The 25,114-nt window shown below is 65.0% G+C and carries 23 protein-coding genes; 13 read left to right on the plus strand and 10 right to left on the minus strand.

Annotated elements, in window-relative coordinates; genetic code table 11:
• Positions 1-14 precede the first annotated feature (14 nt).
• From MAF45_RS08215 to MAF45_RS08230, 4 genes are all read right to left on the minus strand, one after another.
• Complete coding sequence (locus MAF45_RS08215; protein ID WP_237979157.1) at positions 15-659, minus strand: HyaD/HybD family hydrogenase maturation endopeptidase; 645 nt, start codon at positions 657-659, stop codon at positions 15-17.
• A 201-nt stretch (positions 660-860) separates the two neighbouring features.
• Positions 861-1,571 (minus strand): Ni/Fe-hydrogenase, b-type cytochrome subunit, encoded by a 711-nt coding sequence (gene cybH / locus MAF45_RS08220; protein ID WP_237979158.1) that lies wholly within the window; start codon positions 1,569-1,571, stop codon positions 861-863.
• A 12-nt stretch (positions 1,572-1,583) separates the two neighbouring features.
• The gene (locus MAF45_RS08225) at positions 1,584-3,338 is read right to left on the minus strand and encodes a nickel-dependent hydrogenase large subunit (RefSeq protein ID WP_237979159.1); all 1,755 of its coding nucleotides are present in this window, start codon (positions 3,336-3,338) and stop codon (positions 1,584-1,586) included.
• Positions 3,335-4,432: a hydrogenase small subunit gene (locus tag MAF45_RS08230; protein WP_245398869.1), complete on the minus strand. Its 1,098-nt coding sequence runs from the start codon at positions 4,430-4,432 to the stop codon at positions 3,335-3,337. The genes MAF45_RS08225 and MAF45_RS08230 overlap by 4 nt, the downstream gene beginning before the upstream one ends.
• A 561-nt stretch (positions 4,433-4,993) precedes the next feature.
• Between MAF45_RS08230 and ccmA the strand changes: the two genes are divergently transcribed.
• The 11 genes from ccmA (at position 4,994) to aroD (ending at position 13,974) form a co-directional block, all read left to right on the plus strand.
• The gene (gene ccmA, locus MAF45_RS08235) at positions 4,994-5,689 is read left to right on the plus strand and encodes a cytochrome c biogenesis heme-transporting ATPase CcmA (protein WP_237979160.1); all 696 of its coding nucleotides are present in this window, start codon (positions 4,994-4,996) and stop codon (positions 5,687-5,689) included.
• Entirely contained in the window at positions 5,682-6,350 is a 669-nt protein-coding gene (gene ccmB / locus MAF45_RS08240; protein ID WP_237979161.1) for a heme exporter protein CcmB, read from the plus strand. Before ccmA ends, ccmB begins: the two co-directional genes overlap by 8 nt.
• An 84-nt stretch (positions 6,351-6,434) precedes the next feature.
• Positions 6,435-7,169: a heme ABC transporter permease CcmC gene (gene ccmC, locus MAF45_RS08245; protein WP_237979162.1), complete on the plus strand. Its 735-nt coding sequence runs from the start codon at positions 6,435-6,437 to the stop codon at positions 7,167-7,169.
• Positions 7,170-7,373 carry a heme exporter protein CcmD gene (gene ccmD, locus MAF45_RS08250; RefSeq protein ID WP_237979163.1) on the plus strand — a complete coding sequence of 68 codons (204 nt, stop codon included), beginning with the start codon at positions 7,170-7,172 and terminating at the stop codon, positions 7,371-7,373.
• 7 nt (positions 7,374-7,380) lie between these two features.
• Positions 7,381-7,839 (plus strand): cytochrome c maturation protein CcmE, encoded by a 459-nt coding sequence (ccmE, locus tag MAF45_RS08255; protein WP_237979210.1) that lies wholly within the window; start codon positions 7,381-7,383, stop codon positions 7,837-7,839.
• A gap of 53 nt (positions 7,840-7,892) precedes the next feature.
• Positions 7,893-9,842, plus strand: coding sequence for a heme lyase CcmF/NrfE family subunit (locus tag MAF45_RS08260; protein ID WP_237979164.1), 1,950 nt, complete (start codon positions 7,893-7,895; stop codon positions 9,840-9,842).
• 19 nt (positions 9,843-9,861) lie between these two features.
• A complete protein-coding gene (locus tag MAF45_RS08265) occupies positions 9,862-10,401 on the plus strand; it encodes a DsbE family thiol:disulfide interchange protein (RefSeq protein ID WP_237979165.1) in 540 nt (179 codons plus the stop codon).
• Positions 10,398-10,988: a cytochrome c-type biogenesis protein gene (locus MAF45_RS08270; protein ID WP_370659315.1), complete on the plus strand. Its 591-nt coding sequence runs from the start codon at positions 10,398-10,400 to the stop codon at positions 10,986-10,988. The genes MAF45_RS08265 and MAF45_RS08270 overlap by 4 nt, the downstream gene beginning before the upstream one ends.
• Positions 10,988-12,262 carry a c-type cytochrome biogenesis protein CcmI gene (gene ccmI / locus MAF45_RS08275; RefSeq protein ID WP_237979166.1) on the plus strand — a complete coding sequence of 425 codons (1,275 nt, stop codon included), beginning with the start codon at positions 10,988-10,990 and terminating at the stop codon, positions 12,260-12,262. The genes MAF45_RS08270 and ccmI overlap by 1 nt, the downstream gene beginning before the upstream one ends.
• Before the next feature lie 133 nt (positions 12,263-12,395).
• Positions 12,396-13,136: a gamma-glutamyl-gamma-aminobutyrate hydrolase family protein gene (locus MAF45_RS08280; RefSeq protein ID WP_237979167.1), complete on the plus strand. Its 741-nt coding sequence runs from the start codon at positions 12,396-12,398 to the stop codon at positions 13,134-13,136.
• Positions 13,137-13,182: 46 nt separating this feature from the next.
• Entirely contained in the window at positions 13,183-13,974 is a 792-nt protein-coding gene (aroD, locus tag MAF45_RS08285) for a type I 3-dehydroquinate dehydratase (RefSeq protein ID WP_237979168.1), read from the plus strand.
• 120 nt (positions 13,975-14,094) lie between these two features.
• On the opposite strand, the gene MAF45_RS08290 is transcribed toward aroD, so the two are convergent.
• From MAF45_RS08290 to MAF45_RS08305, 4 genes are read right to left on the minus strand one after another with little or no spacing between them, the layout of a single operon-like run.
• Entirely contained in the window at positions 14,095-14,808 is a 714-nt protein-coding gene (locus tag MAF45_RS08290; RefSeq protein ID WP_237979169.1) for an ankyrin repeat domain-containing protein, read from the minus strand.
• Positions 14,809-14,837: 29 nt separating this feature from the next.
• On the minus strand, positions 14,838-15,647 hold the full coding sequence (locus tag MAF45_RS08295; RefSeq protein WP_237979170.1) for a TatD family hydrolase: 810 nt from the start codon (positions 15,645-15,647) through the stop codon (positions 14,838-14,840).
• Positions 15,648-15,650: 3 nt separating this feature from the next.
• Positions 15,651-17,513, minus strand: coding sequence for an AMP-dependent synthetase/ligase (locus MAF45_RS08300; protein ID WP_237979171.1), 1,863 nt, complete (start codon positions 17,511-17,513; stop codon positions 15,651-15,653).
• 2 nt (positions 17,514-17,515) lie between these two features.
• The gene (locus MAF45_RS08305; protein WP_237979172.1) at positions 17,516-19,366 is read right to left on the minus strand and encodes an AMP-dependent synthetase/ligase; all 1,851 of its coding nucleotides are present in this window, start codon (positions 19,364-19,366) and stop codon (positions 17,516-17,518) included.
• Between the two features lie 669 nt (positions 19,367-20,035).
• On the opposite strand from MAF45_RS08305, the gene MAF45_RS08310 reads away from it, so the two are divergent.
• Both MAF45_RS08310 and MAF45_RS08315 read left to right on the plus strand, forming a co-directional pair.
• The gene (locus MAF45_RS08310) at positions 20,036-22,063 is read left to right on the plus strand and encodes a ribonucleoside triphosphate reductase (protein WP_237979173.1); all 2,028 of its coding nucleotides are present in this window, start codon (positions 20,036-20,038) and stop codon (positions 22,061-22,063) included.
• Positions 22,064-22,082: 19 nt separating this feature from the next.
• Positions 22,083-22,886, plus strand: coding sequence for an anaerobic ribonucleoside-triphosphate reductase activating protein (locus MAF45_RS08315; protein ID WP_237979174.1), 804 nt, complete (start codon positions 22,083-22,085; stop codon positions 22,884-22,886).
• A gap of 22 nt (positions 22,887-22,908) precedes the next feature.
• On the opposite strand, the gene MAF45_RS08320 is transcribed toward MAF45_RS08315, so the two are convergent.
• Both MAF45_RS08320 and MAF45_RS08325 read right to left on the minus strand, forming a co-directional pair.
• Positions 22,909-23,499, minus strand: coding sequence for a tetratricopeptide repeat protein (locus MAF45_RS08320; protein ID WP_237979175.1), 591 nt, complete (start codon positions 23,497-23,499; stop codon positions 22,909-22,911).
• A complete protein-coding gene (locus MAF45_RS08325) occupies positions 23,496-25,055 on the minus strand; it encodes a Na+/H+ antiporter NhaC family protein (protein WP_237979176.1) in 1,560 nt (519 codons plus the stop codon). Before MAF45_RS08325 ends, MAF45_RS08320 begins: the two co-directional genes overlap by 4 nt.
• Between the last annotated feature and the right edge of the window lie 59 nt (positions 25,056-25,114).

Raw genomic sequence — 25,114 nt, forward strand, 5'->3', positions numbered from 1 at the left:
TCGATCGGCCGCGCTCAATTGCTGCCGCGGCGCGGCTCCTGCGGGGTGCAGAAGCGCGGGTCTGCGAACCGGCAGGCCTCGTCTTCGGTCGGGCGCCCCTGCTCGTAGACGTCCTGCTCGAGGCAGGATTCCGCAAGCGGGGCGACCTTCTCGCCCTCGCCGCGCGGCTCGAGCTCGACTCCCCAGAGCGACAGCTCGCGCTCGGCCGCCTCCAGCACCTTCGGGATCGCGGCCTGGGCCGCGGGGGTGAGCGAACCGCCGTAGTCTTCGATGTTTTCGGGCTGGCAGCCGAGCACCGTGACATGCTCGGGATAGCGCCCGAGCAGCATCGCCGTAGCAAAGAGGTCGTTGAGCCCCGCCTGGTGCACGGACACCTTCGTCGCGAGCCACGGTCGGATGCTCTGGTCGGCAAAGCGCGTCACCTCGCCCGGGCGGCCGTGGAAGTCGCAGCAGTCGAAGACAAGCAGCCGCTCGGCGTTTTCGATGTATTCGGCAAGAAAGTAGCCGAGCACGCCCCCGTCGATCACCTCGACGCCGGCCGGGACCTTCCACCTGCGGTGAAAGGCGTCGACCGCTCGCACGCCGAAGCCTTCGTCGGCCCAGAGGATGTTGCCGACGCCCATGACGACGACTTTGTATTTTTTCGCGACCGCAGGCACCTTGCCTCTCCTTGAATTTCAGGGAAGGGGACGCGCCGTCAGAAGCGGGCGGTCCCAACGCCCCTTAGCAGACGCCTGTTAGGTTAACAAAAAAAAATCGGCGGGACTTCCACCATGGGAGGGAAGTCCCGCCGTGAGGTTCATACCCCTCTCGTCGTAGATAAGAATGTCATCCGCGGCGGGAGAGGGGCGCAGCCAGCCTTACTTCGCGTGCTTGAACATGCGCAGGCCGTTCGTAATGGCCGACATCTCGGTGGCGCCGCCCATGATGTCCTCGCGGCTGGCCATGTAGAGGTGAGCCACCATGAACAGGCAGAACACGTACATCAGGGCATGGTGCGTCGTGCGCACGGCCTGGGAGTCGCCAAAGAGCGGAATCACCCACCCGGTGAGCGTCTCCCAGCCGGTCCCCGCGCCGAAGGCCTGACCGTAGAGGGCGAAGCCCGTGATGATGATCCCGAAGGATCCCAGCACGAAGAACGCGAACATCGCGATCGCAGCGAGCGGGTTGTGGGCCGCGTACTCCGGGGCGCTCTTCTTGATGAAGAGGTAATAGAGCGCCTGGTTCACGATGCCCTTGATGAACTTCCAGGACCACAGCGGCGGCAGGAAGATCTGACGCGCGTAGCGGTTGCCCATGAAGGCCCAGAAGATGCGGTAGATGAACAGGCCGGTGAAGGCGAACGCCGCAATGAAGTGAAGCATGCGGATGTAGCCGAACTGATAGGTCTGCCACGTGTCAGCCATGTTGGAGCTGAGCGGGCGGCCGATCAGGTAGCCGGTCACGATCATCGTCACCATCGTGACGACCATGAGCCAGTGCCAGACGCGCACGGGAGCTTCCCATACGTAGATAGGCTGGCACTTGCCGTCCGAGAGGTCGACCTCGTAGGTGGTGTTGTCGATTTTCATGAGGATGCCTCCTTACTCGGAAACGACCTTCGTGATTTCCTTGCCGTCGGCCGAGAAGAGATGCGACGCGCAGGCGAGGCACGGGTCGAACGAGTGAATCGTGCGAAGGATTTCGACCGGGCGCTTCGGATCGGCGATCGGGGTTCCCTTGAGGGAGGCCTCGAACGGGGCGATCTCGCCGTCGTCGGAGCGCGGCGAAGCGTTCCAGGTGGTGGGCACGATGGCCTGCCAGTTGGTGAGCTTGCCGTCCTTGATGACGCACCAGTGGCCGAGCGCGCCGCGCGGGGCTTCGCAAAGGCCCACGCCCTTGCACTCCTTCGGCCAGGTCGAGGGCTCCCACTTCTCCATGTTGGCGGCGGCTTCGTCGCCCGCCTTGATGTTGGCGGTGAGGTCGTCGACGTACTGCACCATCTTGTCAGCGACCCACTTCGCCTCGAGGGCGCGGGCGGCCGTACGGCCGAGGGTGGAGAAGGCGGCTTCCAGCGGCAGGTTGAGTTCCTGCAGCAGCTGCAGCGCGGGCTGCTTCACGTGATCGACGTCAAGGGCGATGCCGACCGCGAGGCGGGCGAGCGGGCCCACTTCCATCGCGTGACCCTTCCAGCGCGGCGCCTTGATCCAGGAGTACTTGCCGTTCGTGGTGAGCCAGGAGAACTTCGTGCGGGTGCCTTCGGCGCCCTTGGGCAGCTCGTAGTGCGGCGTGGTGTCGCCTTCCCACGGATGCAGGCCTTTCTTGCCGTCCTCGTACTTGAACCACGAGTGATCGACGAACTCCTGGATTTCCTCGGTGTTGCGGGGATCGACCGGCATGACCTCCTTGAGGTTGCCGTTGAGGATCGCGCCGGAGGGCATCTGGCAGCTCTTGTTGTCCCACTGGTTCGCGATCTCCGGGAAGTCGCCGTAGCACAGGAAGTTCTTGTAGCCGCCCACCTTCGTCCACTCGGGATAGAAGGCAGCGATCGCCTTGAGGTCGGGCAGGTAAACGTTGTTCACGAAGTCGACGGCGTACTTGGCGATGTCGCGCATGTAGTTGAGCGTCACTTCGTTCAGGCCGTTGCCGGCGGCGCCCGTGCCGCTCACGTTGATCGGGCAGGCAACGCCGCCCACGAGGTAGTTCGGGTGCGGGTTCTTGCCGCCGAGGATCGTGTGGATCTTGATCACTTCGCGCTGGAAGTCAAGAGCCTCCAGGTAGTGAGCGGTCGCGAGCAGGTTCACCTCGGGGGGCAGCTTCATGGCGGGGTGGCCCCAGTATCCGTTCTTGAAGATCGAGAGCTGGCCGGTGGCGACAAAGTCCTTCAGGCGGCGCTGAATGTCGCTGAAGTAGCCCACGCCGTTGAGCTCATGGTGCGGCGCGATCTTCGCTTCGATGGCGGCGGTTTCGCGCGGATCGGCCTTGAGTGCGGAGACGACGTCGACCCAGTCGAGCGCGTGCAGCTGATAGAAGTGCGTCACGTGGTCCTGAGCGTAGAGCGTCGCGTTCATCAGGTTGCGGATGATGTTCGCGTTCTTCGGGATCTTGATGCCGATCGCGTCCTCGACGGAGCGCACGGCGGCGAGCGCGTGAATGCCGGTGCAGACGCCGCAGATGCGTTCGACGAAGGCCCAGGCGTCGCGGGGATCGCGGCCCTTCAGAATGACTTCGAGCCCGCGCCACATCGTGCCGGTGGAATAGGCGTCGGCGAGCTTGCCGTCACTGCCCATGACAGCCTGAACGCGCAGGTGGCCCTCGATTCGGGTCAGCGGGTCAACGACGATACGGGTTTCACTCATTTGCCTTCTCCAATGTGCTTGTTATTGCCTTTCGCGCGGGCCTGGACCACGGCGCTTGCCGCGATATGGGCAGCCGCGGCGACGCCCACGACGGCCATCACTCCGAGGCCGACCTTGTCGACGGTCGCCTCGACGCCGCCCCAGCCCGGAGGCAGGACGGTGGTCTCGTGGTCATAGAAGGAGCCCTTGTCGAAGAAGTTCGCCTCGGAGCAGCCGATGCAGCCGTGGCCGGACTGGACCGGCCAGGACAGACCTTCGTTCCAGCGCAGGGTCGAGCAGGAGTTGTAAGTGGTCGGACCCTTGCAGCCCATCTTGTAGAGGCAGTAGCCGAGCTTCGCGCCCTCGTCGTCGAACTTCTCGACGAACTGTCCGGCGTCGAAGTGGCCGCGGCGGTAGCACTTGTCGTGGATGCGCTGGCCGTAGAACATCTTCGGACGTCCCTGGCGGTCGAGCGGGGGCAGGCGGTCGTAGGTGAGGATGTAGGTGAGCACGCCGGTCATCACCTCGGGAATCGGCGGGCAGCCGGGCACGAGCACGATCGGCTTGTCGGAGATCACTTCGGTGATCGGCACGGAGCCGGTGGGATTGGGCTTGGCGGTGTTGATGCAGCCCCAGGCGGCGCAGGAGCCCCAGCCGATCACGGCCTTGGCGTCCTTGGCGACGCGGATGAGCTTGTCGCGGAAGATCTGGCCCGAGGGCACGCAGAACGTTCCGTCGTTGCCGAGCGGCACGTTGCCTTCGACGGCGAGGATGTATTGGCCCTTGTACTTGGTGATCGTATCTTCGAGCGCTTCCTCGGCCTGCTCGCCGGCGGCGGCCATCAGCGTGTCGTCGTAGTCGAGCGAGACCATCGACAGAACCACGTCCTTGATGATCGGGTGGTAGGAACGGATAAAGGACTCCGAGCAGCAGGTGCATTCCAGACCGTGCAGCCAGACGACCGGGACGCGGGGTTTGGTCTGCATCGCTTGGGCGATGTCCTTGGCGCCGGCGCTGCCGAGCCCGAGGCTCGCGGCGGTCAGTGAGCAGAACTGCAGAAAGCTTCTGCGGCTCACGCCCTGGCGGCGAAGGGCCTCATACTGAGTTTCAGCCATAGCTATCTCCTCTTTCAAGCCGTCTGTTCGACCGGCCCGCGGTTCCCTGTTCTTTAGGGGACCCGGCCGGCTGCGGCTTTGGATTTCGCTTCTGTGGTGGGTAAAAAAACCTGGGAGTGAGGTGCACTCGTCTCCCGTCGATCCCCACTCTAAGGGAAGACCCGGCAAAAATAAATACCTGTCGGATTTTTCAGAAAGACTAAGTGTTAACACTAGTGTATTTTTGTACAGTATTAATGGTTTGGCCGATGATTATCCCTTTAAGGGTAGTAATTTGATGCGAGTCAAATTGGAAGAGGGAGCAGACTACCCTTAAAGGCGGTATAGGGCGGCGGTAGTTTAGGCAGGTATAAGGGAAAATACTAATGTTTCCCTGTTCCATGAATCGGGCCGGGAGCCTTAAGCGAGGCTTAATGACGATTCCCTAAACTTTCGCAGACAAAGTAAGTACCGCGTCTGCGAAGGCGCGGCGCACTCCGGTCTCTATATAGATAGAGAGCCGGCTGCAAAAAAAGAAAAAGCTGGCAGACGTGCCGTCTGCAACATGAGACGATCCATCCGATGAACAGACAGGAGCAAAAGCCGCTTGCCGCCCCCCAGCTCACCCTCCGGGGGGTGGCCTGCGTGAGGGGAGAGCGTTGCCTCTACCGGGGGCTCTCGCTCGAGGCCCGCGCCGGTGCAGTCGTTCGCCTTTTCGGGGAGAACGGCGCGGGAAAGACCACCCTCATGAGGATCATCACGGGGCTGCTCGAGCCCGAGTCGGGCGAAGTGCTCTGGCGCGGCCGCCCGATCAGGGAGCTGGGCGGGGACTACCGCGCGGAGCTTCTTTACATCGGGCACATGAACGGCCTGAAGGAGGAGCTCTCCTGTCTTGAGAACCTCCGGGTGAACGCGGCGCTTTTCGGCCGCCCGGCAGACGAGGGCGGGTGCCGCGAGGCGCTTCGCCGCGTGGGGCTTGCGGGCTACGAGGACGAGCCCGCGCGCTCCCTCTCCCAGGGTCAGCACAGGCGCGCGGCCCTCGCGCGGCTCTACCTTTCGGAGCCGGTTCCGCTCTGGATCCTCGACGAGCCCTTCACGGCGCTCGACCCCCGCGGAGTTGAGGCCCTGTGCCGCCTCATCGAGGCGCACGCCGCCTCGGGAGGAATCACCGTGATGACGACCCACCAGGCCTCCGGGCTGAGCGCTCCCGGGTATTTCGAGTTTGACGTCTCGGCTTTCGCGCCGGGGCGGAAAGGCCGGGAGGCGCGCCATGCTTAAGCTGTTTTTTGCCGTCGTGCGCCGCGACCTGATGCTGGCCATGCGCCAGAAGGCCGACCTGCTGCAGACTGTCTTCTTCTTTCTTGTCGTGATCACGCTCGTGCCCCTGGGCGTGGGGGCGGAGACGGGGCTGCTGCGCAGCATCGCCCCGGGCATCGTCTGGGTGGCGGCGCTGCTGGCGGCGCTTCTGTCGCTGCCGCGGCTGTTCGCGCAGGATTTCGCCGACGGTACGCTCGAGCAGATGATCCTCTCGCCCGACCCCCTCGCGCTCATCGTGCTGGCGAAGGTTTTCGCGCACTGGCTTACCACGGGAATCCCCATCACGGTCTTTTCGCTGCTCGCGGGCCTGATGTTCGATCTGGAGCCCGCCGTGACGGGGGCGCTGGCCGCCTCGCTGCTGCTGGGCACCCCGGTGCTCTCGCTGATCGGGTCGGTGGGGGCCGCGCTTACGCTGGGGCTTCGGGCGGGCAGCGTCCTCACCTCGCTGCTGGTTCTTCCGCTTTACATCCCGGTGCTCATTTTCGGCGCCGGGGCGGCGGGAGCGGTCGCCGTATCGGTGGCGCCCGGCGCCTACTTTCTCATCACCGCGGCTCTTTCGCTTTTTGCACTCGCGGTGGCCCCCTGGGCTGCTGCCGCGGCGCTGCGCATTGCGGTCTCCTGAAGGCGCGGCGGGGAGAATGGGGCGGAGTTCCGCGGGGGACAGGTCGACCGATTGAAGAATGATTGGAGAAAAGAGGCTGACGCCATGAGCTTTCCTTGCTTTACGGATCCGGAGCGCTTTTACAAGTCTGTGGGCCCCCTTGCCAAAGGCTGTTTTGCGGTCTCGCTCGTCCTTTTTGCGGTCGGGTTTTACATGGGCTTTTTCGTGACCCCGATCGACTATCGGCAGGGCAATTCCTACCGCATCATCTTCATGCACATCCCGGCCGCTTGGATGAGCCTCTTCATTTACGTCATGATGGCGCTCTACACGGTCTGGGGGCTTGTCACGCGCTCGAAGATGGCCCCGGCTTTCGCCGTGGCGATGGCTCCGACCGGCGCCCTGATGGGCTTCATCGCACTTTTCACCGGCTCGATGTGGGGCAGGCCCACCTGGGGCACCTACTGGGTCTGGGACGCGAGGCTCACGAGCATGCTGATCCTCTTTTTTCTCTATCTCGGGTACATCGCGCTGCACGAGGCGATCGACGACTACCGCAAGGCCGACCGGGCTGCCGCGGTGATCGCGATCGTGGGCGCGCTCAACGTGCCTGTCATCTATTTTTCGGTGCGGTGGTGGAACACCCTGCACCAGGGCGCCTCCATCACCACCCGGGGCACCTCGATGGAGACCACGATGTTCTACACCGTGCTCATCATGGTGGCGGCCCTGTGGATTTACTGCACGGGAGCGGTTCTTGAGCGCACCCGCACCGAAGTGCTGAGGCGCTGCCGCCGCGAGCCCTGGGCCCGCGCGGTCGCGCTCCAAGGAGACCGTTAAATGCATTGGGAAAGCGCATCAGCCTTTTTCGCGATGGGCGGGCACGGCTTCTGGGTCTGGATGGCCTGGGGCGTCGCAGTGCTCGCGATCGTCCTTGAACTGATCAGCCTGCGGCGCGGCAGGCGCTCGGCGCTGGCCGAGATCCGTCGGATCGCGCGCCTGGAAGACGAACAGGCCGGGGCCGAGCTCCGGCCGCGGGAGTGAAGCGATGATGGCAGGAAACCGCTCAAGAAGAAAGATCCTCATCCTCGGGGGGCTGGCCCTCGTTGCGTGCGGCGTGGCCGGAGGCCTCATTTACTCGGCCATGTCGGAGAACGTGGTCTTCTTTTACTCGCCCAGCCAGGTCGCGGCCGGCGAGGCCCCCAAAGGGCGCGCCTTCCGCGTGGGAGGCATGGTGAAGACGGGCACGGTGAAGATCTCCCCCGACGGGATGGCCACTACTTTCGTCGTGACCGACGACAGCCATGACGTCGCCTGCTCTTACAAGGGGGCGCTGCCTGATCTTTTCGCAGAGAACACGGGCGTGGTCGCGCAGGGCAGGCTTGGCGAGTCGGGGATTTTCGTCGCCTCCGAGGTGCTCGCGAAGCACGATGAAAACTACATGCCGCCCGAGGCGGCTAAAGCGATGGAAGACGCGAAGAAGGCCCGCGCGGCCGCCGCTCCGCGATGACGCCCCTTGCTTCAGCCCGCAGGGGAAGGTTTTAGACAACGGGAGAAAGTTCTGTGATAGCCGAAATTGGACATTTTGCCCTGATACTCGCCCTCGTCCTGTCCCTCGTGCAGGGCGTGCTGCCCATGGCAGGCACGTATCTGGGCGTACGCAGCTGGGCCGACCTCGCGCGCCCGGCCTCGATCGCCGTGGCGCTGTGCCTTACGCTCGCCTTCGGCACGCTCGCCTGGTGCTTCTTTGTGAGCGACTTCTCTGTGCTCAATGTCGCGAACAACTCGAACTCGATGCTGCCCTGGTACTACCGGCTCGCGGCGACCTGGGGTTCGCATGAGGGCTCGATCCTCTTCTGGGTCGTGTGTCTCGGATGGTGGTCCTGCGCGGTGGCCTTCTCCGCAAAGCGCTTCCCTGAAGTGACGCAGGCCCGCGTGCTCTCAGTGCTGGGTCTTGTCGCCACAGGGTTCCTGCTTTTCATTCTGACCACTTCCGATCCCTTCCTGCGGCTTTTCCCGCCCGCGCCTGAGGGGGCTGACCTCAATCCCCTGCTGCAGGACCCGGGAATGATTTTCCATCCCCCGCTGCTCTACCTGGGCTACGTGGGCTTCTCGGTGCCGTTCGCTTTTGCGATCGCGTCGCTGCTCTCGGGCCGCCTTGACATCGCATGGGCGCGCTGGATGCGCCCCTGGACCACGGCGGCCTGGGTGTTTCTCACCGTGGGCATCGCGCTCGGCAGCTACTGGTCGTACTACGAGCTCGGCTGGGGCGGCTGGTGGGCCTGGGATCCGGTGGAGAACTCGTCCTTCATGCCGTGGCTTACCGCGACTGCACTGATGCATTCGCTCGCGGTGGCTGAAAAGCGCGGCTGCTTCAAGATCTGGACGGTCTTTCTTGCGATCGTCACCTTCTCCCTGTCCCTGCTCGGAACCTTCCTCGTGCGTTCGGGCGTGCTCACTTCCGTGCACGCCTTCGCCACCGATCCGGCCCGCGGGCTCTTCATCCTCGTGTTCCTGTGCCTCGTGATTGGGCTCTCGCTCGTGCTCTTTGCCTGGAAGGCCCCCGAGGTGGGCAGCGGCGGGAGCTTCGCGATCGTGTCCCGGGAGTCGATGCTGCTCGTGAACAACATCTTCCTGCTGGTCGCGATGGCCGCAGTGCTGCTGGGCACGATCTACCCGCTTGTTCTCGACGCGCTGGGACTGGGGAAAATTTCCGTGGGCGCGCCGTACTTTGATGCGGTGTTCGGACCGATCATGATGCCGGTGGTCTTTCTCATGGCGATCGGCCCGATGACGCGCTGGAAGGAGGCCGATCCCGTGGCCATCTGCCGTGAGCTCTGGCTCGTGCTGCTGCTGTCGGTCGCCGCGGCCGTCGCCGTGCCGCTCGCGATGGGAAGCCTGAAGCTCTGGCCTGCGGTGGGCGCCTTCCTCGCCTTCTGGGTCCTCTTTTCGATCATCCACGAGGCGCGCGCCGGATCCCGCAACGCCTCTTCGTTCCTCGCCGGCCTGCGCCGGCAGAGCGCCTCCTGGTGGGGCATGCAGCTCGCGCACCTGGGCATCGGCGTCACGGTCTTCGGCATTGCGATGGTGATGGGCTATCAGGCCGAGCGCGACGTGCGCATGCACCCCGGCGACGTGGTGACGGTGCGATCGACCACTTTCCGGTTTGACGGCGTGACCGAGCAGCGCGGCCCCAACTACCTCTCGCGCAGGGCTGACATCACTTTGATCGAGGGCGGGCGCGAAACCGGCAAGCTCCATCCGGAAAAGCGCGACTACTTCTCCTCGCGCGGCATGCCCATGACCGAGGCTTCGATCAGGCACCGTCTGACCGGCGATGTCTACGCGGCGCTCGGCAATCCGACCAGCGACGGGGGCTGGATCGTTCGCGTGTACGCGAAGCCCTTTGTGCTTTTCATTTGGATTGGAACGCTGCTGATGGCGCTGGGCGGAATTTTCTCGATCTGCGACCGGCGCTACCGGCGCTCAAGCCGCGCCGCGGACGCGGGCTAGGCAATTAGGACGCAAAAAGATGAAAAAACTCAAGTATCTTCTTCCGCTTGTTCTTTTCGTGGTGCTCGCGGGCTTTCTGGTGAAGGGGCTGTACCTCGATCCCCACGAGGTGCCTTCGCCCCTGATCGGCAAGCCTGCCCCCGCCTTCGAGCTGCAGGATCTCTACCACATGGAGCGCAAGGTCTCCAGTAGCGAGCTCAAGGGGCGGGTGTGGCTGCTCAACGTTTGGGCCTCCTGGTGCGAGAGCTGCCGCGAGGAGCATCCCTACATCATGAACCTGCGCCGCTCCGGGGAACTGAAGAGCGTTGTCGTGGGACTGCAGTACAAGGACAAGGCGGCCCCGGGGCTGGCCTTCCTCTCGCAGTTCGGCAACCCCTATGACTACGTGCTGCGCGACCCCGAGGGCAAGCTTGGAATTGACTACGGCGTCTACGGCGTGCCGGAGACCTTCATCGTGGACAAGAAGGGCGTGATCCGTCACAAGGTGATCGGGCCCATGATGGAGAAGGCCTGGAAGACGGACGTGAAGCCCCTGCTCGAAAAACTGGAGGCGGAATGATGACGAATAAATTGAAGCTGGCGGCCGCGGCGGCTGCGGGCGCTCTCCTTCTCGCGGCGGCTTCGGCCGGCGCGCAGACCGCGCCATCGGCCTCTGCCCCGGCGGGCTCCTCTGCCGCGGCGGCCTCCGCGGCCGCTCCGGCAGCGGGCCGCGAGGCGGCCTCCGACGAGTTCGATCCGGCAAAGAACAAGCGGCTGCTGAAGATCTCGGAGAACCTGCGCTGCTTGGTCTGCCAGAACCAGACGATCGCGGACTCGAATGCGGACCTGGCGATCGACCTGCGCCGCCAGGTGCGCGATCAGATCGCACAGGGGCGCACCGACGAGGAGATCATCCGCTACATGACGGACCGCTACGGGGACTTCGTGCTGTACAAGCCCCCGTTCAAGGCAACAACCGCGCTGCTCTGGCTCGGGCCTGCGGTTCTGCTTGTGCTGGTGCTCGCCTGGTACGTCGTCACGGTGCGCCGCAGGAGAAAGGGCGGGGGCCAGAAGCCCGCGCCCCTGACCGATGAGCAGCGCAGAGAAGCGCTGCGGCTTTTGAACGGCGGCTCGGACGAAAGCCGCGGCGGAAAGGGAGATGCGTGATGGCAGCCTTCATCATTACCGCGGTGATTCTCACCGTCCTGGCCCTGCTGCTGCTTTTCTGGGGAGCAAGAGGCGGCTCCGCCCGCACGGGCGATGGCGGCCGCGTGAAGACGAACCTTGAGGCGCTGCAGGGCGAATACGCCGCCCTGGAGAAAAACCGCAGCGAGGGACGCCTGAGCCAGGCCGAGTACGAGGAAGTCCGCGCGGAGCTCGAACGGCGCGTGCTCGAGGAGACGAAGCCCGACACGGGCCTTGAGAAAGCCGACCGCAGGCAGCGCCTCGGCACCTTCCTCTTCATCGCGCTTTTTGTCCCGATCGCCGCCGGGGTGATCTACTGGCGTTTCGGTACATGGGACGCCTTCAACCCCGAGGTGGCCCAGGCGCAAAGCAGCACGGGCGGGCACTCGATGGCAGAGCTCGATGCTCAGCTTGCCCACCTGGAGCAGAACCTGAAGGACAATCCCTCGGACGTGAACGGCTGGATGCTCTACGCCCGCACGAACGATGCGCTCAAGCGCTTTGACAAGGCCTCGGCGGCCTACGAGAAGCTGGCCTCGCTGCTGCAGGGCAGCGCCCGCGCCCAGGTGCTCGCCGACTGGGCGGACTGCCTTGCCGCGCAGACCGGCAACCTGTCCGGACGGCCCGAGGCGCTGGTTGACGAGGCGCTGAAGATCGAGCCCTCGCTTTGGAAGGCCCTCGCCCTCAAGGGTACGGCGCTTTACAACCGGGGCGAATACCGGCAGGCAGCCTCCGTCTGGGAGCGGATCCTGCGCACGCAGGAGCCGGGCAGCGAGGACTGGGGCAACACCATCGCGATGGTGAACGACGCCCGCGCGAAGGCCGGAATGCCGCAGCTCACCGAGACCGCCCAGGTCAAGCGCCTGGAGGAGCGCCCGAGCGGCAGCGCCGCTGCGTCCGCCGCTGCGGCGAGGCTCTCCGGCACGGTGACAATTTCCCCCGACCTGAAGGCCAAGCTCAGCGGCGACGAGACGGTCTTTGTCTTCGCCCGCCCCATCGAGGGCTCGAAGATGCCGGTCGCGGTGACGCAGCTGAAGGCCTCGGAGCTTCCCGCGTCCTTCACCATCGACTCCTCGATGCGGCTGCCGGGCGGCATGGGCGGGCTTGAATCCCTCAGCCGCGTGGTTGTGGGCGCGCGGGTTTCCAAGACCGGCAACCTGATGCCGCAGCCGGGCGACCTCGAGGGCTATACGCCTGCGGTCTCGGTCGGCAGCTCGAACCTTGTGGTGAAAATCACCTCCGAGGTCTCGCGCTGAAAGGCCGGGGCTAGGGAAAGCCCCGCCTTCCAGGAGGCGGAGCTGCAGGCGGTGAAAGGCGCCCTCCGGGCGCCTTTCGCTTAAGATGGCAGTGGTGCCTTTTGCCTTAACGAAAGAAAGAGAGGAACAAAGAGTGACGAAGCGCAGGCCCCGCATAGCTGTTACCGCCACCGCCGGCGAAGTCCCGCAGATGCCCGCGATGACGGCCTACAATGAATCCGACGGCCTCCTTGAGGTGATTGAGTCGCTGGGAGGCGTGCCGGTAATTTTCGCTGAAACGGAGCGGGTGCCTCCCGAAGCCTACACGCAGCTTTTCGACGGCTTCATCGCGCCGGGAGGCTGCGATGTGGCGCCGCATTTCTACGGCGAGGAGCCCCGGCGCGGGCTCGGGCGGACGACTCCGGTGCGCGATGCCTTTGAAATCGGGATCATCCGGGCGGCTAGATCGCAGGGCCTGCCGGTTTTCGGCATCTGCCGCGGTCTGCAGGTGATCAACGTCGCCCTGGGCGGCACGCTCTACCAGGACATCCCCACGGAACTCCCGGGCTCCTTCGTCCAGCACAGCCAGAAGGCAGCGCCGGACCGCCCCGTGCACCATGTCTCAATTGAGCCGGGGAGCCGCCTCGCGGCTATTTTCGGCGAAGAGGCTTTTGTGAATTCGCGCCACCATCAGGCGGTGAAGGATCCCGCTCCTTCCCTCGCGGTCGCGGCGCGCGCGAAAGACGGCGTGGTTGAGGCGCTTGAAAGCGGGGACGGCCTCGTCTCGGCCGTGCAGTGGCATCCGGAGGATCTCTGGCAGAGGGATCAGGCGCAGAGGCGCCTCTTTGAGGTTTTCATGGATCTCGCCGCGGCGGCCGCCGCGAGACGCGCCTGAGCGGGACTAAAGCAAAAGCGCCCCGATCGACAGGGAGGAAAGGGTCATGAGCGACAGTGAAAAGGGCCTGTACCGCGTGCCGGGCAAGGGCTACGTGATCGGAGCCGGCCGTCCCGGCATCCTCGTCTCCGCCTCCGGCGACACGCCCGGAGCGATACTCGAATCAGTCTCGAGCCTGAGCGAGCGCCCCGAGATCGCAGGCATCGAGCTGCGGCTCGACCGGCTGGACCGCGGCCGCAACAGCGACGAGATTCTCGAGCTCGCCGATCTTGTGAACGTCGCCTGGGCCCGCGCGGGCGCCAAGCTCCTCATCGTCACCGTCCGCTCCAGGGGCGAGGGCGGCGAGGCCTCCTTTTCCGGCCCGGAGTACGAGCGGCTCGTGGGCAGCCTCGCGCGCAGCGCCCGCGCCGACCTGATCGATGTCGAGCTCTGCTGGGGCGAGGGGATCGTGAGGCGGCTTGTGCAGGCCGCGCACCTGAGCGGCGCGGGCGTGATCGTGAGCCGGCACGATTTCGAGAAGACACCGGAGCTCGAGGCGATGCTCTCGGTGCTGCGGCGCGAAGCCTCGCTCGGGGCCGATGTCGCGAAAATCGCCGTGATGCCGAAGACTCCGGAAGATGTCGCACGGCTGCTGCTCGCGACCGCGCGGGCCCGCGCGGAGCTTCCCTGCCCGCTCATTACGATGGCGATGGGCGCTCTCGGGGCTGTATCGCGCGTTTCGGGGGAAATCTTCGGCTCGGCGCTCACCTTCGCCCGGATCGGGGGCGGCTCGGCCCCGGGGCAGCTCGAGGCCGGGGAGGCTGACGCCGTAATGCGGGCGCTGTCGCTGCAGCGCTGAAACGCAGGGCCGGCGGGCGGACTTTAAGAGCCCGGCCCGGCATCAGACCCATGAAAAAACGGATCCCGCGCCTGCGCCGCGCGGCATCCGTTTTTTATTGCCGGGCTGAAGGTCCGGTTTTTACTTCGCGCACTTGTTGGTTGCGAGCAGGTCGATCAGCTTCGTGTCGAGCGTGGTCGTGTTCGCCTTCACCATGTCGGCTGGGCTCTGGCCGCGATCGTTGCAGAGATCCTTGCGGGCGCCCGCCTTGAGGAGCCGCTCAATGCAGGCGCGGTTGGCGATCCGCGCGGCCATGAACAGCGGGGTCACGCCGGACTTGGTGCGGACGTTCGGGTTGGCGCCCTTCTTGAGAAAGAGATCCACGAGCTCGGGCGAGCCCGCGGCCGCCGCATAGTGCAGCGGCGACCAGCCCGAGGACCGGTCAACGATCGCGCCCTTTGCGAGCAGCTCGTTCACGAGCGTGCGGTTCTTCTTATAAGCGGCCACCATCAGGGCGGATTCCCCGGAGGCGTTGGCCTTGTCGACGTCGATGCCCTTCGCCTTGAGCAGCAGCGGGATCACCCTGTCGTTGTCAGCGCGGATCGCGTAGACGAGGGCGGGATCGCCGTTGGGCATCTTGACGTTGGGGTTGTAGCCCTGGTCGAGCATCTTCTTGACGACATCGGCGCGGTTGTTCTTCACCGCTCCGGTGAAGTTCGCATAGGCCTCCTCGGCGCCTGCCTGAGCGGACTGCGCGGCAGCGGCGGGCAGCGCCGTGAGGGCTGCGGCCGGCGCAAGCGCCGCTGCAGCGGCCGCCAGAGCTGAAAACAAAGAGGTTTTGACAAATTTCTTCATGCTGGTTCCTGAAAAACACGCGCCTTGCCTCACGCGGGTCCGCCCTGCTGCTGCGGACAGGCGCCGCCGGGGAGGCGGAAAAACTTTATTGCGTTCTGCGTGGTGGCGGACGCCGCCTCTTCGACGGTGCAGCCATGCAGTTCTGCTATTTTAGCCACTGTGAAGGAGACGAACGACGGTTCGTTGCGCCGGCCGCGCATGGGGACGGGGGCTAGGTAGGGGCAGTCGGTCTCGGCAAGGATCCGGTCCAGGGGTACCGCCCGGCAGGACTCCTGGATCAGGGCGGAGCGCCTGAAAGTGACGTTGCCGTTGATGCCTACCATGCCGCCTGCGTCGAGCACCCGCCGCGCGACCTCAGGACTTGAGGAAAAGCAGTGCAGCACGAAGCCCGTCTCGCCGGCGTTCTCCGACCGGAGAATGTCGGCGGCCTCGGCCTCGGCCTCCCGGGCATGCACGATGAGGGGCTTGCCCAGGCGCCGCGCGGCCTCAATGTGCCGCAGGAAGCGCTCGACCTGCCAGTCCCGCGGGGGCTCGCACCAGTGGAAGTCAAGCCCCGTCTCGCCTACGGCGACAAAGTCCTTCGGGCTGTTCGCGCGGACGATTGCCTCCACGTCCGGCTCGGGTTCCGTGTCGCGGTATTCTGGATGGTAGGCCCAGGCACCCCAGAGATATCCCGCGTTCGCGGCCACAAGCGAGCGCAACGGCTCGAGCTCGCGCGTTTCGCAGCCGATCACCACCGCGCCGCACAGCCCGGCCTCCTTCATGCGTGCGATCACCTGTGCGCGGTCCTGGTCGAATTCCGGAGCGTTGATATGGCAGTGGGAGTCAAAGAGGAGCATCTCTCAGGCTGGGCTGTTCTGATAGAGCCGCTCGATCTCACCGAGGAAGCGGCTAACGATCTGCTGGCGGCGCAGCTTCATCGTGGAGGTGGTGAGGCCGTTCTCCGGAGTCCAGTGCTCGGAAAGCAGCATCACCGCGCGCGGCACCCCGTACTGCGGGAAATGTTTCGTACGGGCCCGGATGCGCAGGATCGCCGCGCGCCTCGCCTTCGGGTGCCTGAGCGTCGCGGGGTCGGCCGGATCAAGTCCGAGACCGCGGCAGAACATCGCCCACTGCTCGGGGTTGACCACGACGAGGGCCGAGATGAAGGGGCGGCCTTCGCCTACCACGAGGACCTGCTCGAAGAGGGGATCGCCCTGGATCGCATACTCGAGGTCGACCGGCGGGATTTTCTCGCCCGTCGAGGTGACGATGATCTCCTTGATGCGGCCCTTGATGCGGATGCGGCCCCCGTCGGAGAGGTCGGCCTGGTCTCCGGTCTTCAGAAAGCCGTCTTCGGTGAACGCTCCGCGGGTTGCCTCCGGGCGGTTCCAGTAGCCGTCCATGAGCTGGGCGCCGCGCACGAGCAGCTCGTCGTTTTCGCCCAGCTTGGCTTCGATCCCGGGCATCGGACGGCCGACGGTGGCGGGGTGGTTCCCAGGGGTTTCGGAGACTGAGATCACGGGCGCGGACTCGGTGAGCCCGTAACCCTGCCGCAGGTTGATGTCCATCGCGCAGAAGAACTTCGCCACCGAGTAGTTGAGCGCGGCCCCGCCGCAGATCAGCTCCCGGATGCGGCCGCCGAATATCGCCCGCACGCGGCCGGCCACCTTTTCGTCGAGCTGCGGCCACACCGCCTCGTCGAGCTCTTCGCGGGCCGTGTGCTCGACGGGCAGGTCGTTGATGCGGCAGAAGCGCCTCCAGCCGGCCTCCTGCGCCCAGGCGAGCGTCTTGAGAGCTTCCTCGCCCCCTGCGGAGGCGTCGTTGAAGAATTTCGTGTGGATTTTCTCAAGCACCCGCGGCACGGTGTTCATGTGCGTGGGGCGGGTGTGCTGCATGTCCTCGAGCAGCGTGCCCACCGAGCGCGCGATCGCAAGACACGCGCCGTTTGCGATCGAGTAGTAGTAGGCCACGGTCCGCTCGAAGGCGTGCGAGAGCGGAAGATAGGAGAAATAGGTGTCCTTCGAGCTGAGCGGGAAGACGTGCGACATTTGCTCGAGGTTCGCGATGATCGCGCGGTGCGAGAGCATGACGCCCTTGGGCCGCCCGGTGGTCCCGGAGGTGTAGACCAGCGCGGCGAGGTCCTGGGGGCCCGGCCGGTTCTCGGGCCGCAGCGCGGCCGACTCGCCCGCGGCGAGGAAGTCCTCGAGCGAAACGACTCGCTCGGGGTACGGCGCGTCCTTTTCGCTGGGAGAGTCCGAGATCAGCACGACCGTTTCGAGCGCGTCGAGCCCGTGCTCCGGGGCGGCGTCGCGGATCGCGTGCCAGCGCGCCTCTGAGGCCGACATCAGGGCCCGCGCGCCGCTGTCCTGCAGCACGAAGGCGCAGGCTGCCGGCGTGTCGATCGCGTGCATGGGCACGGGCACGAGGCCGCTTGCGAGCAGCGCCTGGTCTGTGAGGATCGCCTCAGGCCCGTTCGTGAGGAGCACCGCGACGCGGTCCCCGCGCTGCAGCCCGAGGGCGGAGAAGGCTTTCTGCCAGCGCCGTACGAGGCCGAGCGATTCTTTCCAGGAGATCCTGCGCCAGCTCTCGGAGCGGCGGTCGAACCACTCGTAGGCCCGGCCGTCAGGCCAGAGCCGGGCGGCTCGCTCGAGCAGATCGGGCAGCACCCGGCAGCCCTCTGGGTACTCCACAGGCCTCATATCCAAACGGTTGCTGTATGTCATGTTTACTCGCGGGAGCCGTAAAGCTCTTCAATGTCCTTGTTGAGGCGCTGCAGGATCACGCGGCGCTTGAGCTTGAGCGTGGGGGTGAGCGCCCCGTTGTCGATCGTCCAGGGCGACAGGGTGAGAAGCACGTCGCGCGGGATGCCGTAGTTCGGAAAGCTGCGGGTGGCGGCCTTCACCAGGTGCACGACCGCCTGCCGCACGGGCCGGGCCCGGAGCGAGGCGGGATCCGCGGGGTCGACGCCGAGCTTCGCGCAGAGCGCCTCCCAGGCCTGCTTGTTGGGCACGATGATGGCTGCAATGTAGGGGCGGTTGTCGCCGATCACCATCACCTGGTCGACGAAGGAGTCGACTTCGATCGCCTGCTCGAGATCAGCGGGCGGGACCTTCTCGCCTGTCGAGGTGACGATGATCTCCTTGATGCGGCCCTTGATGCTGATCTGCCCGTCTTCGTAGATTTCCGCGACGTCGCCCGTGTGCAGCCAGCCCTCGGAGTCTTTCGCTTCGTCGGTGGCCTTCGGGTTGTGCCAGTAGCCCTTCATCACCGAGGGGCCGCGCACGAGAAGCTCGTCATCCTCGCCCAGCTTCACCTCGAGGTTCGGCAGGGCCGGACCCACCGTGGTCGGGTGGATTGCGCCTTTTTTGTGCACCGAGATGATCGGAGAGGCCTCGGTCATGCCGTAGCCCTGGACGATGGTGACGCCGAGGCCCAGCAGGCACCGCGCGACAACCGGGTTGAGCGCGGCGCCGCCGGACACGAAGACGTTAATGTGGCTGTGCTCGCCGAAGGCCGAGCGCACCTTGGCGCCGACGAGCCGGTCGAGAGGGCCGGCCACGATCGGGTCGAGGAACGAGAGCCGGCCGGGCGCGGCCGGCAGCCCGTTTTCGCGGCAGAAGCGCCGCCAGCCCACGTCTACGGCCCAGTTGAAGAGCGCCTGCGCAAACTTGGGCTGTCGGCGCACCTCCTGCATGATCTTCGCGTAGATCTGCTCGTAGACTCGCGGGACCGCCATCATCACGTTGGGCGCCGCGTACTTGAGATCCTTGGCGAGGGTGGCGATCGAGCGGTAGAAGATGATCGGGTTGCCCATGCCCATGCCCACGTAGTAGGTCGTCGTGCGTTCGAAGGTGTGCGACAGGGGCAGGAACGAGAACCAGCGGTCGGTAGGCTCGGGCTGCAGGTGCTTGAGCACGGCCCGCACGTTGCTCAGGATGTTGCGGTGGGTGAGCATCACGCCCTTGGGGCGCCCGGTGGTGCCGGAGGTGTAGACGATCGCCCCGAGGTCTGTGTCCTTCGGGCCGGGGGGCAGCGGCGTGCCGCGCCCGCGCTCCAGGAAGGTCTCGAGCGTGATGACCTCGATGCGGTCGGCGGGGTCGCTGGGGACCTCGTCGTCGGTGATCACGACAAGCTTCAGATCGGGCAGCTCCACACCGCAGTCGCGGATGCCCTTCCACTTCAGATATTTGTTCGTGACAAGAACGCGGCTGCCGGAGTCCTGCAGGATGTAGGCCGAGGAGCCCGGGGTGTCTATGGCATGCAACGGCACCGGCACGAAGGCATCGGAGAGCACGCCCTGGTCGAAGCAGATCGCGTCCACGCAGTTCGGCATCAGCATCGCGCAGCGGTCGCCGCGCTCGAGCCCCGCCGCGGCGAAGGCCTCGCGCCAGCGCTGCACCCGTTCGTTCATTTGCTCGTAGTTGAGGCTCACCCAGCGCTTTTCGCGGTTGCTGTACTCCCTGAATGCTTCGAGACGGGCGTGGCAGGGGATGTGCTGCGTGAGCAGCTCGGGGAGCGTCTGCACCAGTTCTAGGCTTCTCAGGCGCGCTTCGATAGTGTCAGATGGCTGGTCCAATTTCTTATCCTTTTTTAATGTCCGCTCTGTCCCAGGCCGCCCTGATCCGGACGGAGGAATGACCGGGCTTTAAGGCATTTTGACATGATTTCGGCGAAGCTGGGGGAAGAGGATAACGCAACGGCCGCGGCCGGGCGCGAAAGGCCGCGCCGGAGCAAAAAAAAACGGCCCAAGTCTGAAAAGACTTGAGCCTGCAAAAGCATGATCACTTTTGTCTGGCGGAACCGCCAGCCCCTCGAAAGGGATCACGCAGGGAGAAACTCTCAACTGGCCGGCACTGGAGGTGTTACCGCACTCCTTGCCGGACGCCTGAAAGTTTAGCCTTGCCTAGATAAAATCAAATAGGTAAAAACACCTATATTTCATTCATTACGCCGCGGGCTCCCGAGAGTGTAGGTGTTTTCACTAATGCCTGAGATAACTTCGGACACAAATTGTGGGCGCAGAGCGCCCGGAGAGCCTTTTTTCGGTCCAAAAATTGGGGTCTGCCTCACCGGGCCGCGCGTGCGGCGGCACAGTCGTTCCCGCGCCCGCATGTTATAGTTATCAGACTGTCTTTGCTTACGCTATATTTAGATAATGAACGGACATAAAACGCTAAATATTGTGTTTGAATAGATTAACTCTTCAATTTTAAAAGATAAAATTTTCTCTTAAGGAGCCCTATCCATGGAACAGGTTCAGGAGCCTCTTCACATCATCAAACGCGACGGAAGCATCCGGAGCTTCGACCCGGACAAGATCGTGATCGCGATCACGAAGGCCGGCAAGGCGACCGGGGAAATCGGCCCCGAGCAGGCCCGGGAGCTCACCGTGCGCGAGGTGATGCCGAGGATCCGTGCCCTGAAGACCCTCACGCCCGACATCGAGCGAGTGCAGGACGCCGTCGAGAAGTCGATTTTCGCGGCCGGGTATTTCGACACGCTGCGCGCCTACATCGTCTACCGCGAGCAGCATGCGAAGAGCCGCAACGCAAAGCACTCCTGGGTGGATGTGGAAAGCTCCATCAATGAGTACCTGAATCATCTTGACTGGCGCGTCAACGCCAATGCGAACCAGGGCTACTCGCTGGGCGGCCTGATCCTCAACGTCTCGGGCAAGGTGATCGCCAACTACTGGCTCAACGCCGTCTATCCCCCGGAGGTGGGCCTCGCGCACCGCAACGGCGACATCCACATCCACGACCTCGACATGCTCTCGGGCTACTGCGCGGGATGGTCCCTGCGCACGCTGCTGCAGGAGGGTCTGAACGGCGTGCCCGGCAAGGTCGAGGCGGGAGCTCCGAAGCACATCTCGTCGGCCACCGGGCAGATCGTGAATTTCCTGGGCACCATGCAGAACGAGTGGGCGGGTGCGCAGGCGTTCTCCTCCTTCGACACGTATCTCGCCCCGTACGTCCGCAAGGACCACGTTTCCTACGAGGAGCTGCTGCAGTCGATCCAGGAGCTCATCTACAACCTGAACGTTCCCTCGCGCTGGGGCACGCAGACCCCGTTCACCAACCTCACCTTCGACTGGGTCTGCCCGGAGGACCTGCGCGGCCAGCACCCGGTGATCGCGGGCGAGGTCCAGCCCTTTACCTACGGCGAGCTCAAGCCCGAGATGGACATGATCAACCGCGCCTACATCGAGGTCATGATGAAGGGCGACGCCAAGGGGCGCGTCTTCACCTTCCCGATCCCGACCTACAACATCACGAAGGACTTCGACTGGGACAGCCCGAACACGCTGCTGCTGTTCAAGATGACGGCCAAGTACGGTCTGCCTTATTTCCAGAATTTCATCAACTCCGACCTGAAGCCCAACATGATCCGCTCGATGTGCTGCCGCCTGCAGCTCGACCTGCGCGAGCTGCTCAAGCGCGGCAACGGTCTGTTCGGCTCGGCCGAGCAGACCGGATCTGTGGGCGTGGTGACGATCAACACGGCCCGTCTCGGCTATCTCTTCAAGAACGACCGCGAGGGCCTCTATCGGCGGCTTGACCATCTGCTCGAGCTCGCCCGCGACTCGCTCGAAATCAAGCGCAAGGTGATCCAGCGTCACATTGACGCCGGGCTCTTCCCGTATACGAAGCGCTACCTCGGCACGCTCCGCAACCACTTCTCGACGATCGGCGTGAACGGCATGAACGAAATGATCCGCAACTTCACGGACGATCAGCACGACATCACCGATGACTGGGGACATCAGTTCGCGCTCGACTTTCTGGACCACGTGCGCGAGCGCATGGTGGAGTTCCAGACTGAAACCGGCCACCTTTACAACCTTGAGGCGACGCCGGCTGAGGGCACGACCTACCGCTTCGCCAAGGAGGACCGCAAGCGCTTCCCCGACATCCTGCAGGCCGGCACTCCGGACCACCCGTACTACACGAACAGCTCCCAGCTGCCGGCGGGCTTCACCGACGATCCCTTCCTCGCCCTCGAGATGCAGGACGACCTGCAAAAGAAGTACACGGGCGGCACCGTGCTCCACCTCTACATGAACGAGGCGGTTTCCTCGGCCGAGGCCTGCCGCGACCTCGTGCGCAGGGTGCTCACGAACTTCCGCCTGCCTTACATCACCGTGACGCCCACGTTCTCGATCTGCCCGAAGCACGGTTATATCTCGGGGCGGCACGACTACTGCCCGATCTGCGACGCGGAGCTGCTGGCAAAGAAGAAGGCTCGCGCGGCAGAGGCGGCCGGAGCCGACTGAAAAACGAGGACGCCAGCCGATGAGGACGAGCCAGGACGGAGGGGAAGAGTGCGCACGGGCCGAGTGCGCTGCGGGGGCCAGCTCTTTGCAGGGCGGGGCCCCGGAGGCCCGCGCGCTGCGGCTGGGCGCTATCACGCCCTTTACAACGATTGACTTCCCGGGCCGGCTCTCCGCGGTCGCCTTCCTGCAGGGCTGCCCCTGGGACTGCGTGTACTGCCAGAACCCGTGGCTGAGGCCTTTCAGGTTTGATCCGCGCTACGAGCACTCGAGCTGGGAGGAGCTGCAGTCGCTTTTGAGCCGCCGCCGCGGGCTGCTCGACGCGGTGGTTTTCTCCGGCGGCGAGCCGCTGGCCGATCCGGCGCTTCCCTCCGCGATCCGCGAAGTGAGGAAGATGGGGTTTCTCGCCGCCGTGCACACCTGCGGGGCCTACCCGCGTGTGCTCGAGCGGATACTGCCCGAGCTCGCCTGGGTGGGGCTTGACGTGAAGGCCCCGCTCGACGACGCGGCCGGCTTCCGGAGGATCATCCGCGCGGAGGGCGGGGCGCCGAGGACGAAGCGCTGCCTCGAGCTGCTGCTAGGCAGCGGAGTGGCGTTTGAATGCCGCACGACCTGCCACCCGGACTTTCTTTCCGAAGCGGCGCTGCTGGAGATCGGGCAGTCGCTTGCAGAGGCGGGGGTGCGCAGCTTTGCGCTGCAGCCCTTCAGGCAGCCCCCGGGGCTCGAATCCGAGGCGCTGTTCTCGAACTGCCCGCCTGACTACCCGTCGCTCGGCCTGCAGGAGAAGCTGCGTCCGCTTTTCGACCATTTCGAAGTCCGCCGCTGAACGGAGCTACGCCTGCGCTTCCTTACTGCTGCGTGAAAAAGAGCGCCCGAATCTCCCGGGCGGCCTCGGGATTGCCGTGTTCGGCCGACAGCACGTACCAGGCTGAGGCGGTTTCGAGGTTCCGGGGCACTCCCCAGCCCCGCCGGTAGGCGTCGCCGAGCAGCTTTTCAGCATTCGCGGAGCCCGCCTCCGAGGCCCGCTTCAGCCACCAGATCGCGTAGCGCTGGTTTTTGTGCGCGCCGAACTCCCCGGTGAGCAGTATGCGGCCCACGTCGAAGGCGGCCCTAGGGTTTCCGTTGTTGAAGGAGCGGATCAGCCACCAGATGCCCTTGACGGGTTCGCGCCGGGTGCCGACTCCCTCGAAGTAAAAGAAGGAGAGCTGCTCCTGGCAGAGCGCGTCGCCCATGATCGCGCAGGCCCGGCTGTTGTGAAACTCCGCGCGCAGCCCGGCCTCGGTGCCGCCGCTCTGCGGCTCGGGGACCGGGGTGACGAGCGCATGAAAGCGAAGCGCCGCGGCGGCCGCCGCGGCCAGCAAAAAGACTCCTGCAGTGCGCCTGAAGCGCCGCGTGAGGCTGCGGCTCACGACCTGTGGGGAGTCTGACTCGGGGGTCATGCCCTGCCGCTGCCTGCCCGGGCCGGATGGTGGTAGAAGTGCAGCGCCGCGGAGGCCGCGGCAAGCAGCACGGCGGCCGTTCCGAAGGAGGCCGCCCAGTTGCCGTGCGTGAGTCCCGCCACAAGGTAGCCCGTGAAGGCGCAGGCCGCGATGGTGCAGGAGTAGGGCAGCTGCGTCGAGACATGGTCAATGTGGTTGCAGCCCGAGCCCGCCGAGGACAGGATGGTGGTGTCGGAAATGGGCGAGCAGTGGTCTCCGAAGACGGACCCGGCGAGCGTGGCCGAAAGGATGACGATCATCATGTCGGGGGCGACGCTCTGGGCGATCGGAATCATGATCGGAATCAGGATCCCGAAGGTGCCCCAGGCCGTGCCGGTCGAAAACGAGAGGAACGCGGCCACGAGGAAGATGGCTGCGGGCAGCAGGATCGCGGTCATCGAGCCCGACTGGACCAGCCCCTGGATGAACTGCGGCGTCTGCAGCATGTCGCGGCATACCCCCGAGAGCGCCCAGGCGAGCACGAGAATCATGTTGGCGGGCAGCATCACCTTCACGCCCTCGACGAATCCGTTCATGTACTCGCGGAAGGAGAGCACGCCGCGCGGCACGAACATAAGCAGCGCCACGATGTGCGCTCCGAAGCAGGCCCACACGAGGGCCTTGGAGGCGGAGGTGTTGCCGAGGGCATCCACGATCGTGTGGAACTTCGGATCGTCGCCCCAGTAGCCGCCCACATAAAGCAGGGAGAAGACCGCAAAGCCGACGAGCGCGAGGATCGGCACCACCATGTCCCACACGCGCCCCTTCGAGCCTGCGCGCTCAAGCGCGTCGGAGTTCACCACGCCGCGGCCGGCCCCGAGCGAACCGCCCTCCATCGCCTCTTTTTCGAAGCGGCGCATCGGGCCGAAGTCATAGTTCGTCCAGCTGATGAAAATCGCGAGCGCGATGGCGAGAATCGCATAGAAATTCCAGGGGATGGCGGCGGTAAAGGCGGCGAGGTCGTTGCTGAAGGCCCCCGTCGACTTGAGCGAGGAGCCCACCGCGGCGGCCCAGGAGGACACCGGAGCGATGATGCAGACGGGCGCGGCCGTGGTGTCCACCAGGTAGGCGAGCTTGGTGCGCGAGATGTGGTGCGCGTCGGTCACGGGGCGCATCACAGTGCCGGTGGTGAGGCAGGAGAAATAGTCGTCGATGAAGATGCAGATCCCGAGCCCCGTGGTGGAAAGCAGCGCCCCGCGCCGCGTTTTGATGCGCGACAGAGCCCAGGCCCCGTAGGCCTTGGTCGCGCCCGACAGCGAAATGCAGTAGACGAGGGCGCCCAGCATCGAGGTAAAGAGGATGATGGTGAAGTCAAGCTTCGCGACCATCACGCCGAAGGTCGAGGACACGGTTCCCATGACAGGGTTGGCGCCTGTGCCGAGCGCCCAGATGAGCGAGCCCGAAAGTATGCCGATCAACAGCGAGGAGAGCACCTCCTTGCTGATGAGTGCGAGTCCGATCGCGATGATCGGGGGCAGTATCGAGAGCCATCCCGCCGCGTAGGGAGTGATTTCCATTTTTTCTTTAGATCCTTGGGGGTTTGTGTTCCGGCCCCGGGCGGCTTTCGCCGGGGACA

The sequence above is a fragment of the Mesosutterella porci genome (assembly GCF_022134585.1).
Classification (GTDB): Bacteria; Pseudomonadota; Gammaproteobacteria; order Burkholderiales; family Burkholderiaceae_F; genus Mesosutterella; species Mesosutterella porci.